General features: G+C 75.8%; 14 protein-coding genes. 3 read left to right on the top strand and 11 right to left on the bottom strand.

Annotated elements, in window-relative coordinates:
- Positions 1 to 2: 2 nt before the first annotated feature.
- Genes ACIG47_RS23220 through ACIG47_RS23210 form a run of 3 tightly spaced genes read right to left on the bottom strand, consistent with a single transcriptional unit; the run spans position 3 to position 2,445 of the window.
- Positions 3 to 920: a DNA-3-methyladenine glycosylase family protein gene (locus tag ACIG47_RS23220; protein ID WP_397433429.1), complete on the bottom strand. Its 918-nt coding sequence runs from the start codon at positions 918 to 920 to the stop codon at positions 3 to 5.
- Between the two features lie 53 nt (positions 921 to 973).
- Positions 974 to 1,687, bottom strand: coding sequence for an esterase/lipase family protein (locus ACIG47_RS23215; protein WP_397433427.1), 714 nt, complete (start codon positions 1,685 to 1,687; stop codon positions 974 to 976).
- A complete protein-coding gene (locus ACIG47_RS23210; RefSeq protein ID WP_397433426.1) occupies positions 1,684 to 2,445 on the bottom strand; it encodes an alpha/beta fold hydrolase in 762 nt (253 codons plus the stop codon). The genes ACIG47_RS23215 and ACIG47_RS23210 overlap by 4 nt, the downstream gene beginning before the upstream one ends.
- A gap of 167 nt (positions 2,446 to 2,612) precedes the next feature.
- On the opposite strand from ACIG47_RS23210, the gene ACIG47_RS23205 reads away from it, so the two are divergent.
- Positions 2,613 to 4,223 carry an NAD-dependent epimerase/dehydratase family protein gene (locus tag ACIG47_RS23205; protein WP_397433425.1) on the top strand — a complete coding sequence of 537 codons (1,611 nt, stop codon included), beginning with the start codon at positions 2,613 to 2,615 and terminating at the stop codon, positions 4,221 to 4,223.
- On the opposite strand, the gene ACIG47_RS23200 is transcribed toward ACIG47_RS23205, so the two are convergent.
- From ACIG47_RS23200 to ACIG47_RS23180, 5 genes are all read right to left on the bottom strand, one after another.
- A complete protein-coding gene (locus ACIG47_RS23200; RefSeq protein ID WP_397433423.1) occupies positions 4,180 to 5,283 on the bottom strand; it encodes a YihY/virulence factor BrkB family protein in 1,104 nt (367 codons plus the stop codon). The two genes, ACIG47_RS23205 and ACIG47_RS23200, sit on opposite strands and share 44 nt — an antisense overlap.
- 94 nt (positions 5,284 to 5,377) lie before the next feature.
- A complete protein-coding gene (locus tag ACIG47_RS23195) occupies positions 5,378 to 5,974 on the bottom strand; it encodes a DUF3618 domain-containing protein (protein WP_397433421.1) in 597 nt (198 codons plus the stop codon).
- Positions 5,971 to 6,516, bottom strand: coding sequence for a phage holin family protein (locus ACIG47_RS23190; RefSeq protein WP_397433420.1), 546 nt, complete (start codon positions 6,514 to 6,516; stop codon positions 5,971 to 5,973). The genes ACIG47_RS23195 and ACIG47_RS23190 overlap by 4 nt, the downstream gene beginning before the upstream one ends.
- A complete protein-coding gene (locus ACIG47_RS23185) occupies positions 6,500 to 7,159 on the bottom strand; it encodes a hypothetical protein (protein ID WP_397433419.1) in 660 nt (219 codons plus the stop codon). The genes ACIG47_RS23190 and ACIG47_RS23185 overlap by 17 nt, the downstream gene beginning before the upstream one ends.
- A 357-nt stretch (positions 7,160 to 7,516) precedes the next feature.
- Positions 7,517 to 8,461, bottom strand: coding sequence for a Ppx/GppA family phosphatase (locus ACIG47_RS23180; RefSeq protein WP_397433418.1), 945 nt, complete (start codon positions 8,459 to 8,461; stop codon positions 7,517 to 7,519).
- 88 nt (positions 8,462 to 8,549) lie between these two features.
- On the opposite strand from ACIG47_RS23180, the gene ACIG47_RS23175 reads away from it, so the two are divergent.
- Both ACIG47_RS23175 and ACIG47_RS23170 read left to right on the top strand, forming a co-directional pair.
- Complete coding sequence (locus tag ACIG47_RS23175) at positions 8,550 to 9,365, top strand: alpha/beta fold hydrolase (RefSeq protein WP_397410024.1); 816 nt, start codon at positions 8,550 to 8,552, stop codon at positions 9,363 to 9,365.
- 76 nt (positions 9,366 to 9,441) lie between these two features.
- The gene (locus tag ACIG47_RS23170; RefSeq protein ID WP_397433417.1) at positions 9,442 to 12,591 is read left to right on the top strand and encodes a BTAD domain-containing putative transcriptional regulator; all 3,150 of its coding nucleotides are present in this window, start codon (positions 9,442 to 9,444) and stop codon (positions 12,589 to 12,591) included.
- Here the strand turns inward: ACIG47_RS23170 and ACIG47_RS23165 are convergent.
- Genes ACIG47_RS23165 through ACIG47_RS23155 form a run of 3 tightly spaced genes read right to left on the bottom strand, consistent with a single transcriptional unit; the run spans position 12,575 to position 15,086 of the window.
- Positions 12,575 to 13,324: an ABC transporter permease gene (locus tag ACIG47_RS23165; protein WP_397410028.1), complete on the bottom strand. Its 750-nt coding sequence runs from the start codon at positions 13,322 to 13,324 to the stop codon at positions 12,575 to 12,577. The genes ACIG47_RS23170 and ACIG47_RS23165 overlap by 17 nt on opposite strands.
- Complete coding sequence (locus tag ACIG47_RS23160) at positions 13,321 to 14,280, bottom strand: ATP-binding cassette domain-containing protein (protein WP_397433414.1); 960 nt, start codon at positions 14,278 to 14,280, stop codon at positions 13,321 to 13,323. The genes ACIG47_RS23165 and ACIG47_RS23160 overlap by 4 nt, the downstream gene beginning before the upstream one ends.
- Entirely contained in the window at positions 14,280 to 15,086 is an 807-nt protein-coding gene (locus ACIG47_RS23155; RefSeq protein WP_397433413.1) for a lysostaphin resistance A-like protein, read from the bottom strand. Before ACIG47_RS23155 ends, ACIG47_RS23160 begins: the two co-directional genes overlap by 1 nt.
- Position 15,087: the final 1 nt, after the last annotated feature.

Here is a 15,087-nt window from a genome sequence, read left to right as displayed (position 1 = left end):
CCTCAGAACCCCCGGTAGTCCACCAGCGGTGTCCTCGGCCCCCGCCGCGGTGCCCGGTGTCGCCCGTCCAGCATGAGCAGCCGGACCACCCGATGCCGGTGAGGCACGTACGGCGCCAGCAGCCGCAGCATGCCGGCGTCGTCGGTGCGCTCACCGGCCAGCGCCATGCCCACGGCCGCCGGCAGGTGGAAGTCGCCCACCGAGACGGCGTCGGCGTCGCCGAAGGCACGTTGCGCCACCTCCGCCGACGTCCACACGCCCACGCCCTGCACCTTCTCCAGGCGGGACCGGGCCTCGGCGGGCGGCATGGCGCCCGCCTCCTCGAGGCGCGGCGCCACCAGCGCGCAGCGTGCCACGGTCCGGGCGCGTCCCGGGTCGACGCCGGCCCGGTGCCAGTCCCACGCCGGCACCCGTGCCCAGGTGCGAGCGTCCGGGACCACCCGCAGCCCGCCCGGCACCCCCGCGGGCGCCGGACCCGGGGCCTGCGTGCCGTACCGGCGCACCAGCCACCGCCACGCGCGGTGCGCCGTCACCGTCTGCACCCGCTGCTCCAGCACGGCCGGCACCAGGGCCTCCAGCACGCGACCGCTGCGCGGCATCCGCATCCCCGCGGCGCGGCGGTGCGCGTCGCGCACCTGCGCGGGCGGGGCGAAGCCCGCGACGTCGTCGTCCTCGCCGAGCAGCTCGGGCAGGGCCGCGGCGGCCTCCCGCGCGCCGTCGCCCCAGTGGTGCACCACCACCTCGTGCGGGCCCGCCGCCACGAACCGCTGCGTCACCGGCCCGCTGCGCAGCAACGACGTGCGCCAGACCGTGCCGTCGGCCGCCCGGTGGAACGTCGGGTCCGCGGGCCCGTGACCGAGGGGCCCGAGCGTCAGGGCGACGTCGAGCCGGCGTGGCGACGTGTGACGGACGGTGAGCACCCCTCCAGTGGACCACGTCCCGCCGGGTGCCCCGTGACGGGTCGGCCGCCCCGTCACCCCGACTCCAGCCGCGCCACCTCCCGCACCACCGTCCTCACCAGGAGCGGGTGGCCCAGCGGCCGGAAGTGCCCCGACAGCGGCAGCTCCACGTTCCGCGCGCCGACCAGGTGACCCGTCTCGGGGATGTGCGGGTCGAACGTGGGGTACACGGCCGTGATGCGGTCGTTGACGAGCAGCTCGCCCGCGAGCGCAAGCAGCACCGGGTCGCGCGGGTCGAACGACCGCAGCGCCCGCGACAGCATGTACCGCGCCCACCGGGAGCCGGTGAACGGCGTCGCGACGGCGACCATGCCCAGCACCCGGTGGCCCGCGGGCGAGAGCATGACGTGCTTGCCGATGAGGCCGCCCTTGCTGTGCGCCACGAGCACGACACCGGTCAGGCCGGCGCGGTCCAGCTCGTCGGCCACCACGTCGGCGGACTCGGGCACGGGACGCCCGTTGTGGCCCAGGCCGGCGACGGCGTGCACGGGGTGCCCTGCCCGGGCGAGGGCGTCGGCGACCGGGCCCAGGAACTCCCACGTCTCGTAGATGCCAGGCAGGAGCACGACCGGCGCCGCGGCGGCCGCACCGGGGACCCGGGGTGCGACCGGCAGCGCCGGGGGTCGCACCAGGTGCCGCAGCTGCCGGTCCAGTGCCCACGCGTAGTCGGCGGCCCAGGCGCCGAGCCGGGCGAGCGAGCCGCGGGACGACCGGCGCCGCGCGCTCACACCGTGCCCCGTTCGGCGGCCTGCCACGCGTCGAGCACGATCCGGGCGACGCCGTCGGGGTCGGAGTCCATCGCGTGGTGCCGGCCGCGGACGGTGCGGCACCGGCCGGAGGGCGCGCAGGCGGCGAGCCGGGCGGTCCACGCGGGCGGCGCGACCGGGTCGCGCTCGCCGCGCACCACGACCACCGGGACGGTGGCCCGGGGCAGCACCTGCTCCAGCCGGTGGTCCACCACGTGGCGCAGCTGCCCGAGGTAGTACGGCACGCTGCACCGGACCAGGGCGTCCACGACCAGCACGCCCAGGGTCCCGGGTGGTTCGCCGACGGCGTCGGCGGCGAGGCGCAGCGCCTGGCGGGCGATGGTGCGGGTGCCGGGTTCCGCCGTCGGGCCGACCAGGACGCCGGCGCCGGCGACGCCCGGGTGGTCGGCGAGGAGCTGCCCGACGACCTGGGCGCCCATCGAGTGGCCGACGACGACCGGGGCGGGCAGGCCGGCGTCCAGCACGTGCTCGTGGACGTAGCGGGCGACGGCGGCGGCGTGCTCCGGGATGTCGACGTCGCGCCGCAGGTGCGGGGACGCGCCGTAGCCGGGCAGGTCGACGGCGTGCACCGCGCCGTGCGCCACGAGGCGGTCACCGAGCCGCCGGTAGGCGCGCGCCGACGAGCCGACGCCGTGCACGAGGACCACGGCCCGGTCCGGGTCGGCCGGTCCGCGCACATGACCGACGACGGTCAGGTCGCCGTCGCGGGTGCGGGTCATACCGTGCACGGTACCGGCGGGCTCGCGGGCAGGGCGCGGTGGCGCGCGCGGGCCGGCGGGACACGGCACGGGACGTGCCGCGGGACGTAGCGCGGGACGTAGCGCGGGACATGCCACAGGACATGGCGCGGGATGCGAGCGGCACCGCCGGGTGTGACCGTGGCTCCATGCGGATCGTCGTCGTGGGGGCCACCGGGAACGCCGGGACGGCACTGCTGCGCGCGCTGCACGAGGAGCCCGCGGTCACCTCCGTGCTAGGCGTCGCCCGGCGTCTGCCGGACCGGGGCGCCGAGCCCTACCGGCACGCCGGGTGGGCGGCGGTGGACATCTCCGCCGGCGACGGTCCCGAGTCCGTGGTCGCCCGGCTGGCCGAGCTCTTCCGCGGGGCGGACGCCGTGGTGCACCTGGCCTGGCGGGTGCAGCCGAACCGGGACCGCGACCTGTTGCGCCGCACCAACGTGGAGGGCACGCGCCGCGTGGCGGACGCCGTGGTGCGCGCCGGGGTGCCCCACCTGGTCGTGGCGTCCTCCGTGGGGGCGTACTCCGCCGTGGACGACGACGCCCCGCGGCGCGAGGACTGGCCCGCCCGCGGCATCCCGACGTCGCACTACAGCGTGGACAAGGCTGCCCAGGAACGGGTGCTGGACGAGCTGGAGGCCGCCCGGCCGGAGCTCGCCGTCGCCCGGCTGCGGCCCGCGCTCGTCTTCCAGGGCGACGCCGCCCAGTCGGTGGTGCGGTACTTCCTGGGCCCGCTGGTCCCGGTGCGGCTGCTGCGGTACGGCCGCCTGCCGCTGCTCCCGCTGCCCGCTGGCCTGCGCCTGCAGGCGGTCCACGCCGACGACGTCGCCGACGCCTACCGGCGCGTGGTCGTCGAGCGGGCCACCGGAGCATTCAACGTGGCGGCCGACGACGTGCTGCAGGGACCGGACCTGGCTCGCCTGGTGGGCCACGGGCGGCTCGTCGAGGTGCCGTGCGGCGCCGTCCGCGGGGTGCTGGCGGCCGCCCACGACGCCCACCTGGTCCGCGCGGACCCCGGCTGGCTGGACCTCGCCGCGAGCGTGCCTGTGCTGGACACGTCGCGGATCCGCACGGAGCTCGGCTGGCAGCCCCGCCGGAGCGCCGCCGAGGCCGTCGAGGACCTGCTGGCCGGCATGGCGGTGGGGCGTGGTCTGCGGTCCGCTCCCCTGCACCCCGCGACCCACCGCCCGCCGGGCGACTCCGTGCTGCCCCTGCGGCACCGCGGCGACGTCCGGGTCCCGCCGTCGATGGACCGCGGCCTGCTGGGCCTGTACCTCGCGGACCACCACGCGGTCGCGACCGCGACCCTGGAGCGCGTCGAGCTGATGACCGACCGGTACCGGGACACACCGTTCCACGCCGAGCTGGCCGAGGTGACCGAGCAGCTCCGCGGCCAGCGCGAGCTCTCCCGCGACCTGATGGACCGCCTGGGTCTGCCCGCGCGGCGGTACCGGCAGGGCGCGGCCCGGCTTGCGGAGCGGGCCGGGCGGCTGAAGCTCAACGGGCGCGTGGTGCACCGCTCGCCGCTGTCGCCGGTGGTCGAGGCGGAGGTCGTCCGCTCGGCCGTGCTCGGCACGATCGGCAGCTGGCAGACGCTGCGTGACCACGCCGACGAGCTCGGCCTCGACGCGGCGCAGCTCGACGAGCTGATCGCCCAGGCCGACCGGCAGGTGGAGATGCTCGACCGGTTCCACGCCTACGCCCGGGAGCGGGCGTTCACGAGCCGTCGGCAGACGGAGGACGGGACGGAGCGCGGGTAGCGCGGTCCTCCCGGGCCGCGTCGCGCAGCTCTCGCCCGCGCTCGATCTCCCGCTGCCGCTTCGCCTCGCGCTTCTCGCTGGCACGGGCGTCCTTGGGCGGCAGCCGCAGCACCTCCTCCGCCGCGAACCCGCCCTGCAGCTCGCGGCCCCGTTCCAGCTCCGCGTCCAGCTCGGCCCCCAGCAGCAGGGCCAGGTTGGTGATCCAGAGCCACAGCAGGAACACGATCACGCCGGCCAGCGACCCGTAGGTGGCGTCGTAGCTCGAGAACGTCGCCACGTAGAACCCGAACGCGGCCGACGCCACCAGCCACCCCAGGATGGCGACGACGGCGCCCACGCTGACCCAGCGGATCCGCGGCTGCCGCACGTTCGGCGTGACGTGGTAGAGGATCGCCACCAGCACCACGACCAGCAGCAGCACGACCGGCCACTTGGCGATGTTCCAGACCGTCACCGCCGTCGTGCCCAGGCCGACCGCGTCACCCACGGCCCGCGCGACCGGCCCGCTGAGCGCGAGCGCCGCCACGACCAGCGCCGCGATGACCACGGCCACCAGCGTGACCAGCAGCAGCACCGGGCGCAGCTTCCAGACGGGGCGGCCCTCGTCCATGCCGTAGACGCGGTTCATCGCGCGCCCGAACGCCCCGACGTACCCGGACGCCGACCACAGGGCCAGCACGACACCGAGGATCAGGGCGAAGCCTGCCCGTCCCCCGGCCCCGGCGGCGTTCTCGACGAGCGGCTGGACGACGGTCAGCACGTCCGGGGGCACCACGCCCTCCAGGGTGCCGATCACCCGCTCGACGGCCTGCCCGCCGCTGCCCACCAGCCCGAGCACGGACACGAGCGCGAGCAGTGCGGGCGCGGCCGCGAGCACGGCGTAGTACGTCAGGCCCGCGGCGAGGTCCAGACACTGGTCCCGGGAGAACTGCCGCACCGTGGACCCCAGCACGTGCGTCCAGGTCCGGCGGTTCAGGTCCGGGGGTGAGTCGGGTTTGCGCCGGTCGTCCGGCGCCGGGGCGGCTCCGGTGCGGGCCGCGGTGTCGTCGATGTGGGCCATGGTGCCTCCCAGGGCAGGTCCGGGACCGGCGGTGAGCCGGTCCCGGTGACCGGCGACGGGCCGGCCGTGGGGTACCTGTCGTGCGCCGACCGGCTCAGGTCGTGGAGCCGCCCGAGCCGGAGCGCAGGTCGGCGGCCGCCTCCCGGCTGTGCTCGCCGACCGACCGTGCGGCGTCCTTCGCCGCGTCGCGGACCGCGTCGACACCCTCGCGTGCCGGCTCCTGCAGGTCGTGGACGGCGTCGCGCGCCGTCGTCCGCAGGTCGTCCACCAGCGGGGCCGCCTTCTCCTCGACCGCCGCCGCGGCACGCCGCTCGGCGCGGCCAGCGGGGATCAGGGACGCGGCCGCCAGCCCGGCGCCGAAGGCCACCAGGCCCACGACCAGCGGGTTGCCCCGCGTCCGGTCACGCACCGCGTCCGGCGCCGCGCTCACGCCGTGGGCGACCGACGACGCTGCCTCCCGGCCACGGTCCGCCAGGTCGTGCGTGGCGGCCTGCGCGGAGTGCGTGGTGTCGTGCGCCGTGCCCATGACCCGGTCCTTCACCCGGCCCATGCGGGACCGCGCCCGGTCCGCCTGACGGCGCACCGCGTGCCCGGGGTGCACCTTGTCGCCGAGGGTGTCCACGTCGTGGCTGAGCTCGGCCCGGGTGCGTTCGATGTCTGCTCGGATCACGTCCGGATCGTTGGTGCTCATGCGTTCCTCTCCTCGTCTCGTCGCGGGTGGTCTCGTCGCGGGTCGTCTCCTCGCGGGTGGTCTCCTCGCGGCTCGTCGGCGTGCCCGCGCAGGGCGTCCGGGATCTTCCGGACCGTCTCGGCGGTCTGCGGCACGCCGCGGACCGCCCGCAGCTCGGCCCGCCCGCGCAGCGCGAGCACGGCCGCCACCACGGCCCAGACCGCGGCGACCACGAGCGCACCCCAGCCGCCGCCCAGCACCGACCCCAGCGCCCACCACAGGGCGAGCGAGGCGAACAGCAGGACCATGTGGCCCGCCACGCCCGCGCCGCCGAACATCCCGGCGCCCTTCCCGGCACGCCGGGCCGACTCCGTGGCCTCGGCCTTGGCGAGCGCCACCTCCTGCCGGACCAGCGTCGACAGGTCGCTGGTGACCTCGCTCACGAGCTCGCCCAGGCTCGGCAGGTCGCCCGCGGACCGGCTGGCCCCGCGGCCCTCGTCGGGTCCGGACCGCGCGTGCTCGGCGACGGTGGACGTGCCGAAGGGATCACGTGCGCCCGGCATAGGTCTCACCTCCTGTGTCCACCGGCTCCGCGACCGGCGCGCGACCGGCGTCGGGGTCGTCGTCCGCGGAACCGTCCCGGCTGCCGCGCAGCAGCCTGCCCGCGAGCAGGCCGGCCCCGGCGGCGATCAGCACGAACGTGCCCGGTCGTCGGCGGGCGAACGCCTCGACCTCGTGCAGCACGTCGTCGGGCTCGCGGTCCTCGAACCAGCGGGCCACGCGCCCGGTGGCCTGCCCGGCCCGGTCGACCAGGTCGCTCGCGTAGCCCGGGTCCTCGGCCGCGCCGGCCATCCGGCCCAGCTCGTCGCCGAGGGACCGGAGCCCGCCCGCGAGGTTGCGCTGCTGGTCACTCATGCGGGACCGCAGCTCGGTCGTCGCGCGGTCGGCGAGGCCGCGGGCCTGGTCGCCCGCCTCGTGGGCGACGTCGTGCACGCGCTCGCGGGCGTCCCGGGCCGTCTCGCGGCCCGCGTCGCCCACGCGCGACGCCGCCTCGCCGAGCCGTTCCTGGACGCCCGGGGGCTCGGGTGCCTGGCTCGGGGGTGCCGGGCTCGGGGGTGCCTGGCTCGGGGGCGCCTGGCTCGCGGGCGTCTGGCTGCCGGGCGGAGCGCCGTACGGCGTACTGCCCGGGAGGTTCGTCTGGCTCATGGTCGGACTCCTGTCGTCGTCCCGCCGGGACCGGCCCGGCAGGTCGTGGAGCACGTGCCACGGCGGGCTGTGCTCCACCGGTACGGCCGCTTCCTGACCACTCACCAACCTAGGAGGGTGCGTGCCACTCGCAACCCAGCACGAAGGGGGAAGGGCACGACGGCCCGGTCTCTCGGTTCTGGAAGTGTTCGCCGTCGCGACGGACGGCTTCGGCGCAGTCGCCTCGACCCTGCGGCTCGCCGTGGGGACCTCGACCGCGCGTCCCGGCACGGCGCCTGGTGGTGACGCGCCTCACGCCGGTGTGAGGTGCGCCGCCTCAGACTCTGCCCTGGATCCGCGGGGCAGGCAACAGCAACGTCACGCGGCACCGAGGTGCGGAAGCTGGTCGAGGCGCTGGAGGATCACGCCCTCCCGCAGCGCCCACGGGCAGATCTCCAGCTCGACCAGGTCGAACACGTCCATGCACGCCTCGGCCACCAGCGCCCCCGGCACGATCTGGTGCGCCCGGCTCGGCGAGACGCCCGGCAGCCCCGCCAGTGCGTCCGGTGCCATGGTGGTCAGCTCCGCGACGCGCTCACGCAGCGTGTCCAGGCGCAGCACCCGCCGCACCAGCGGCCCGTCGCCCGCGGGCGCGGCCCCGCAGATCCGGGCGAGGGACCGGAACGTCTTCGAGGTCGCCGCCGCGCGGTCCGGCCGGCCGCTGCGCAGCAGGCTCCCGGCGTTGCGGGCGATGTCCGCGCGCAGGTCGCGGCGCAGGGCGCGCAGCGCCCCGGCGTCGGGCAGCGCGGGCGAGGCGAAGTGCGCCCGGGCCAGGCGGGCCGCCCCGAGCGGCAGGGACCAGGCGGCGTCGGGTGCCTCGTCGGAGCCGCCCGCGATCTCGAGGGAGCCGCCGCCGATGTCGAACACGGCGAGCCGCCCGGCCGACCAGCCGAACCAGCGGCGCACGGCCAGGAAGGTCAGCCGGGCCTCGTCCTCGCCGCTGAGCACCTCCAGCCGCACGCCCGTGCGGTCGAGCACCGTCTTCAGGACGTCCTCGGAGTTGCCGGCGTCGCGCACCGCCGAGGTGGCGAACGCGAGCGTCTGCGCGCAGCCCCGGTCCTCCGCGACGCGCATCGCCTGGGCGGTGAACTCCGCCAGCGCGTCCACGCCGGCGGGACGCACGGCGCCGGAGTCGTCGAGGTGCTCCGCCAGCCGCAGCGGCTGCTTGAACGACGACGCGGGCAACGGTGCGGCGCCCCCGTGGGCGTCGACCACCAGCAGGTGACCCGTGTTGGAACCGATGTCGAGCACGCCCAGACGCATGGGACAGACGCTACCGGGCCGGTGGGCGGGCGCGGCGTGTCAGGGCCGTGTCAGGGCGGTGTCAGTGCGTGCGGCCAGAGTCCTCCGCATGACGACGAACAGCAGCTCCCCCAGCGCTCCGTGGTCGGGCATGGTCCCGGTCGACGACACCGCCCTGTACACCGTCGACTCCGGCGGCAGCGGCATCCCGGTCATCTACCTCAACGGCCAGTTCGCCACCCTCGGGTACTGGGACCGCGTGATCGCCGAGCTCGGCGACGGCTACCGGCACATCACCTACGACGAGCGGGCCCGCGGGCGCCGGTCGAAGCCCTCGGCGGACTACTCGTTCGAGTCCGTGGTCCGCGACGTCGACGTGGTCCTGGCGGCGCGCGGCGTCGACCGGGCACTCGTGGTGGGCTGGTCCTACGGGGCCTTCGCCGCGGCGCACTGGGCCAGCCGCAACCCGCGGCGCGCGCTGGGCGCGGTGCTGGTCGAGGGCGCCGAGCCGAACGACTGGCTGGACGAGGCCATGGAGCGCCGCATCCGGAAGCTGTTCCGGCTGCTGCGCCCGGTCACGTGGCTGCTGCGTCCCACGGGCCTGACCCCGCGGCTGAACGCCGCGCAGCAGGCCGAGAGCAACATCGAGCTCGGTCGGATCGGCAGCGAGCGCGCGCTCGGCCCGGTCCTGGACGCCGTCACGGTGCCCACGCGCTACGTGCTGGCCTCCGGTGCGTCGCTCGGGAGCAAGGGCGACGAGCAGGAGAAGATCCGGGCCAGCCTCGGGCCGGTGCTGGAGCGCAACCCGAACATCGAGATCAGCGCCAAGGTCGCCAGCAACCACGACTGGATCCTGAAGAAGGACTTCCGCGCGGTCGCCGACGCCGTCCGCGAGGTCGCCGCCCTCGGCCACGCGGGGCGCTGACCGGGCAGGACGCCCGGGTGGCCGGCCTTCGGCGACATGGTGGAGGCACGGCCACCCGGCGTGGCAGGATCTGCGCGTGCAGATCGGGTTGATCGGACCGTTCGAGGTTCGCCTGGACGACGGCGGCGTCGCCGACGTACCCGGCGCGCGCCTGCGCGCGCTGCTCGTCACGCTGGCGCTCGAGCCGGGCCGGGTGGTGCCCAAGTCCACGCTCGTCGACCGGATCTGGGGCGAGGAGCCGCCGCACGACGCGGCCGGCGCCCTGCAGCGCCTGGTCTCCCGCCTGCGCAAGACCCTTCCGGACGGCGCCGTCGAGGGCCACCCGTCCGGCTACCGGCTCCTCGTGGCGCCCGACGACGTCGACGCCGTCCGGTTCGAACAGCTCCTCGCCCGCGCCCGCGCCACCGAGGGTCCCGGACGGGTGCGGCTGCTGCGGGACGCCCTGGCCCTGTGGCGCGGTCCGGCGCTGACCGACGCGGGGCTGGAGGGCCCGGCCGCGACGGCGGTGGCCACCCGCCTCGACGGGCTGCGCCTGGCCGCCCTCCAGGAACGGATCGACGCCGAGATCGGGCTCGGCCAGGGCGCCGACCTCGTCGAGGAGCTCACCGACCTCGTCGCGGCGCACCCCACGCGCGAGCCGCTGGTCGGGTCGCTCATGCGCGCCCTCGCCGCCGCGGGCCGCGCGAACGAGGCGCTGCTCGCCTACCAGCGCACGCGGGAGACCCTGGCGGACACGCTCGGCGTGGACCCCTCGCCCGAGCTGTCCGCGCTCCACGTGGCGCTGCTGCGCGGCGAGCTCGGGCCGCAGGAGACGGACCGCAGGACCAACCTGCGGGCCGAGCTGACCAGCTTCGTGGGCCGGGCCGACGAGGTCGCGGTGGTCCGCGACCTCGTCGGCGGGCACCGGCTGACCACCCTGGTCGGACCCGGCGGGGCCGGCAAGACCCGGCTCGCCACCGAGGCCGCGCGGGCGATGCTGCCCGACCTGCCCGACGGCGCCTGGCTGGTCGAGCTCGCGGCCCTGGACGCCGACGGCGACGTCGGGCAGGCGGTCCTGGCGGGACTCGGGCTGCGCGACGGACTGCTCGGCGAGGGATCGCACGACGCACGCAGCACGACCCCCGCGGAACGGATCGTGTCGGCGCTCCGGGAGCGCGAGCTGCTGCTGGTCCTGGACAACTGCGAGCACGTGGTCGAGCAGGCGGCCGCGCTCGCCCACCGGTTGCTCGGCGAGTGCCGCCGCCTGCGGATCCTGACCACGAGCCGGGAACCGCTCGGCATCACCGGCGAGGCGCTGTGGCAGGTGCTGCCGCTGCCCCTGCCGGATGCCGACGCCGGCCCCGGCGAGATCGAGGCGGCACCCGCCGTCCGGCTGCTGCGGGACCGGGCGGCGGCCGTGCGCCAGGACCTCGTGCTCGACGAGAGCACCCTGGACACGGCGGCGCGCGTCTGCCGCGTCCTGGACGGCATGCCCCTGGCGATCGAGCTGGCCGCCGCGCGCCTGCGCACCATGACGATCGACCAGCTCGCCGACCGCCTCGACGACCGCTTCCGCCTGCTGACCGGCGGCAGCCGCACCGCCATGCCCCGCCACCGCACCCTGCGCGCGGTGGTCGACTGGAGCTGGGAGCCGCTCACGGACGCGGAGCGTGCGGTGCTGCGCCGCCTCGCCGTCTTCTGGGGCGGCGCGAGCCTGGAGGCCGCCGAGGAGGTCTGCTCCGGGGGCGCCGTCGCGCCCGAGGACGTGCTCGACCTGCTCACGGCCCTGGCCGAGAAGTCGCTCGTGGTGGCCGACGGCGCCGGCGCGCCCCGGTACCGCCTGCTCGGCACCATCAAGGAGTACGCCGCGGGGCGCCTGGCAGAGGCCGGCGAGACCGACCGGACGCGGGCGGCCCACCTGGCCCACTTCACGGGGCTCGCCGAGCGGGCCGAACCGCACCTGCGCCGCGCGGAGCAGCTCACGTGGCTCGCCCTGCTCGCCGCCGAGCACGACAACATCGGCGCCGCCATGCGGTTCGCGCTCGCCGAGCGTGACGCCGCGGCCGCCATGCGCCTCGCCGCCGGCGCCGGCTGGTACTGGTGGCTCAGCGGGCACAAGTCCGAGGGCATGGACCTGATCGTCGCGGCCACCGAGCTGCCCGGCGACGTGCCCGACGACGTCCGTGCCTGGGTGTACGCCCTGCTGTCCATGTTCATGAGCTCGGGCCTGGGCGACGAGCACACCGCCGCCGACTGGATCCACAAGGCCTACCGGTACAGCACCACCAGCGAGCAGCCGCACCCCGCGCTGCCGCTCACCGTGCCGTTGGAACGCATGCTCGCCGACCCGGCCGACGGGCTGGCCGCCTGGGCGGAGGTGCTGGACGACCCCGACCCCTGGGTCCGCGCGCTGGCCCGCCTCCACCTCGGCAAGCTGCGCCTCATCCTCGGCGACACCGGGCACGACGGGGCGGCCGACCTGAGGGTGGCCCTCGCCGAGTTCCGGGCGCTGGGCGAGCGGTTCGGCATCATGTTCGCGCTGTCCGAGCTGGCCGACGACGCCGCGGCGTGCGGTAATCTGGCCGGTGCCTGCGCGCACTACGAGCAGGCGGCCGAGGTGGTCACCGAGATGGGCGCCGTCGACGACCTCATCCAGATCCGGACCCGGCAGGCGCAGCTCCACTGGCTCCTGGGCGACGCCGACGCGAGCGCCTCCGCCATGGCGGAGGCCGAGCGGTACGCGCGGCGGGTCACGTGGCCGGGCACGCTGGGTGGGCTCGCGCTGTCGCGGGCCGAGCTCGCCCGGTGGGCCGGCCTGCCCGAGGAGGCCCGCGCCCACCTGGCCGCGGCGTCGGCGCTGTGGGGTCCCGAGGGCGACGGCGCGCACATCCGTGCGGTGACGCACGACCAGCTCGGGTACCTGTCCACGGACCTGGGCACGGCGCGCGAGCACCACGCGGCGGCGTACCGGGCGGCGCTGGAGACGGGGCACGCGCCGATGACCGCCATCGCGATCGTGGGCGTCGCCGACCTGGCACTGCGCGGCGACCAGGTGGAGCAGGCGGCCCGCCTGCTCGGGGCGAGCGCGGGGACGCACGAGCACCCGGACTACCGGGTGCTGCCGGACCTCGCCCGGATCGAGGCGGCGGCACGGGACCGCCTCGGCGACGCGGGGTTCGCCGAGGCGGTCCGGCAGGGCCGGGAGGCCGAGCGGGCGGAGCTGGTCGCGGTCACGCTCGCCGGGTGAACGTGGCCCCGGCCCAGACGTAGCCGACCACGGCGATCGCCACGCACCAGCCGACGGCCAGCAGCGCGTCGCCCGTGTCCGGCGTGCCGGCCAGCAGGCCCCGCAGGGTCTCGATGACCGGCGTGAACGGCTGGTACTGCGCGAACTGCGCCAGGCCCGGCCCCATCGCGTCGGCGGGGACGATGGCGCTGCTGAAGAACGGCAGCATCACCAGCGGCACGGAGGCCAGCCCGGCGGTCTCCGGGGAGCGCGCGGCCAGGCCGAGGGCGACGGTCAGCCAGCCCGTGGCGCACCCGAGCAGCACCACCAGGCCGGCCACGCCGAGCCACTCCAGGAGCCCGGCCGCCGGGCTGAACCCGAGCAGCAGGGCCACCCCGACCAGGGCCGCGACGGCCACGACGTTGGTCAGCACGCTGGTCACCACGTGCCCGGTCAGCACCGCGCCGCGCGAGACGTCCATGACCTTGAACCGGTTGATGATGCCCTTGGTCATGTCGGAGTTCGCGGCCGTCGCGGTGGAGCCCAGGCCGTAGCAGACGGCCAGCAGCATGAGGCCGGGCGTCGCGTAGTCGACGTAGTCGACGCCGACGTCGAAGGCGTCGCCGAACATGTACACGAACATCAGCAGGATGATGATCGGCATCAGGACGGCGTTGAACACGGTGGTCGGGTTGCGGGCGACGTGCTTCAGGTTGCGACGCAGCATGACGAGCGCGTGGGGCCGGGTGCTCATGGCGCTACCTCCGTGGTCGGGGTGGTCGGGGTGGTCGGGGCGTGGCCCGTCAGGGCGAGGAACACGTCGTCGAGGTCGGGGGTGTGCACGGAGAGCTCCTGGGCGCTCAGCGCGTACTCGTCGAGCCGGTCCAGCAGGGCCCGCAGCGACCGGGTGCCGCCGTCGCCGGGCACGCGCAGGGTGAGCTCGGCGTCGTCGGGGGTGGCGTCCGCCAGGACCCGGGCCGCGGCGTCGAGCTCGGCCGCCGAGGCGAACCGGAGCCGCACGTGGGAGCCGGGCACCAGGCGCTTGAGCTCGGCGGCGGTGCCCTGGGCGACGATGCGGCCGTGGTCGAGGACGGCGATCCGGTCGGCGAGCTGGTCCGCCTCCTCGAGATACTGCGTGGTGAGGAAGATGGTGACGCCGTCGGCCACGAGGTCGCGGATGATCGACCACATGGTGCGCCGGCTGCGCGGGTCCAGGCCCGTGGTCGGTTCGTCCAGGAAGATGATCCGGGGGTCGCCCACGAGCGTCATCGCCAGGTCGAGCTTGCGGCGCATGCCGCCCGAGTAGGTGGCCGCCGGCTTGTCCGCCGACCCGGTCAGCTCGAACCGCTCCAGCAGGTCGGCGACCACGTGCCGGCCGCCGGCCGCGGACCGGTTCAGGTCCACCATGAGCTCCAGGTTCTCCCGTCCGGTGAGCAGCTCGTCCACGGCGGCGAACTGGCCGGTGACGCCGATGGCGGCGCGCACCGCCCGGGCCTGCGTCGCCAGGTCGTGCCCGGCCACCCGGGCCGTGCCGCCGTCGGCCCGTACGAGCGTGGTGAGCACGTTGACAGTGGTGGTCTTGCCGGCGCCGTTGGGGCCGAGGAGGGAGAAGATCGTGCCCTCCTCGACGGCGAGGTCCACGCCGTCGAGCACCGTCTTGTCCTTGAACGTCTTGCGCAGCCCGGAGACCGCGATGGCCGGCGTCGTCATCACATGACCCCCAGCAGCAGCGCGACGGTGCCGCCGGTCGACATCAGCAGGGTGGTGCCGACGTGCATGCCGATGGACAGGCGCAGGTCCTGCTTCTTCCAGACGAACCAGGGTCCGGGGAAGAAGAAGATCACGCGGGACAGGAACACCCACGGCGACCACAGGTGGTAGAGCGAGAACAGCACCGTGCTGAGCACCGGCGCCCAGGCGCCGAGGTGCGCGATCCGCGGCAGCAGGAACCCGCGGAACCAGTACTCCTCGATGAGCGGCAGCGTGAACCCGGTGAACGGGATGGACGCGGCCAGGGTGGCGATCATGACCGTGCGGTCGGTGCCGTCCAGGTAGGTGGTGGCGCTGGCGCCCGCGTCGTCGAACGGGATCCACGTGAAGAACGCGTCGTACATGACGGCGTCCAGGGCGGTGAGCAGCGACGAGACGACCACGAACCACACGATCAGGCCCGCGACCATGGCCACGAGGCGGCCGCGCGGCACCGGCTTGTCCAGGTAGCCCAGCACGCCGCGCAGCGAGTACCGGCCGGTGCGCCGGCGGCCCAGCCACAGCAGGAGTCTCTGGAGCGGGAAGAGCACCACGGTCAGGGCGATCGCCCAGCCGAGGAACGACGGAAGGTCGAGGGCTCGCATGAGCGGCTGGGCGAGCACCAGGTAGACCGCGACGATCAGGACGCCGGGGACGAGGTGCAGGGCGATCGAGAGGGGCAGGGAGTGCCGGTCCGCGAGCAGCAGCTCGGCGAAGCGGTTCGGCCGGACGCCCGGCAGGGCGGTGGGGTGCGGTGTGTTGTCCATG

The sequence above is a fragment of the Promicromonospora sp. NPDC052451 genome, from assembly GCF_044547525.1.
GTDB lineage: Bacteria > Actinomycetota > Actinomycetes > Actinomycetales > Cellulomonadaceae > Promicromonospora.
Note: the sequence above shows the minus strand (reverse complement) of the source record. Positions and strands in the feature narration are given on the sequence as shown.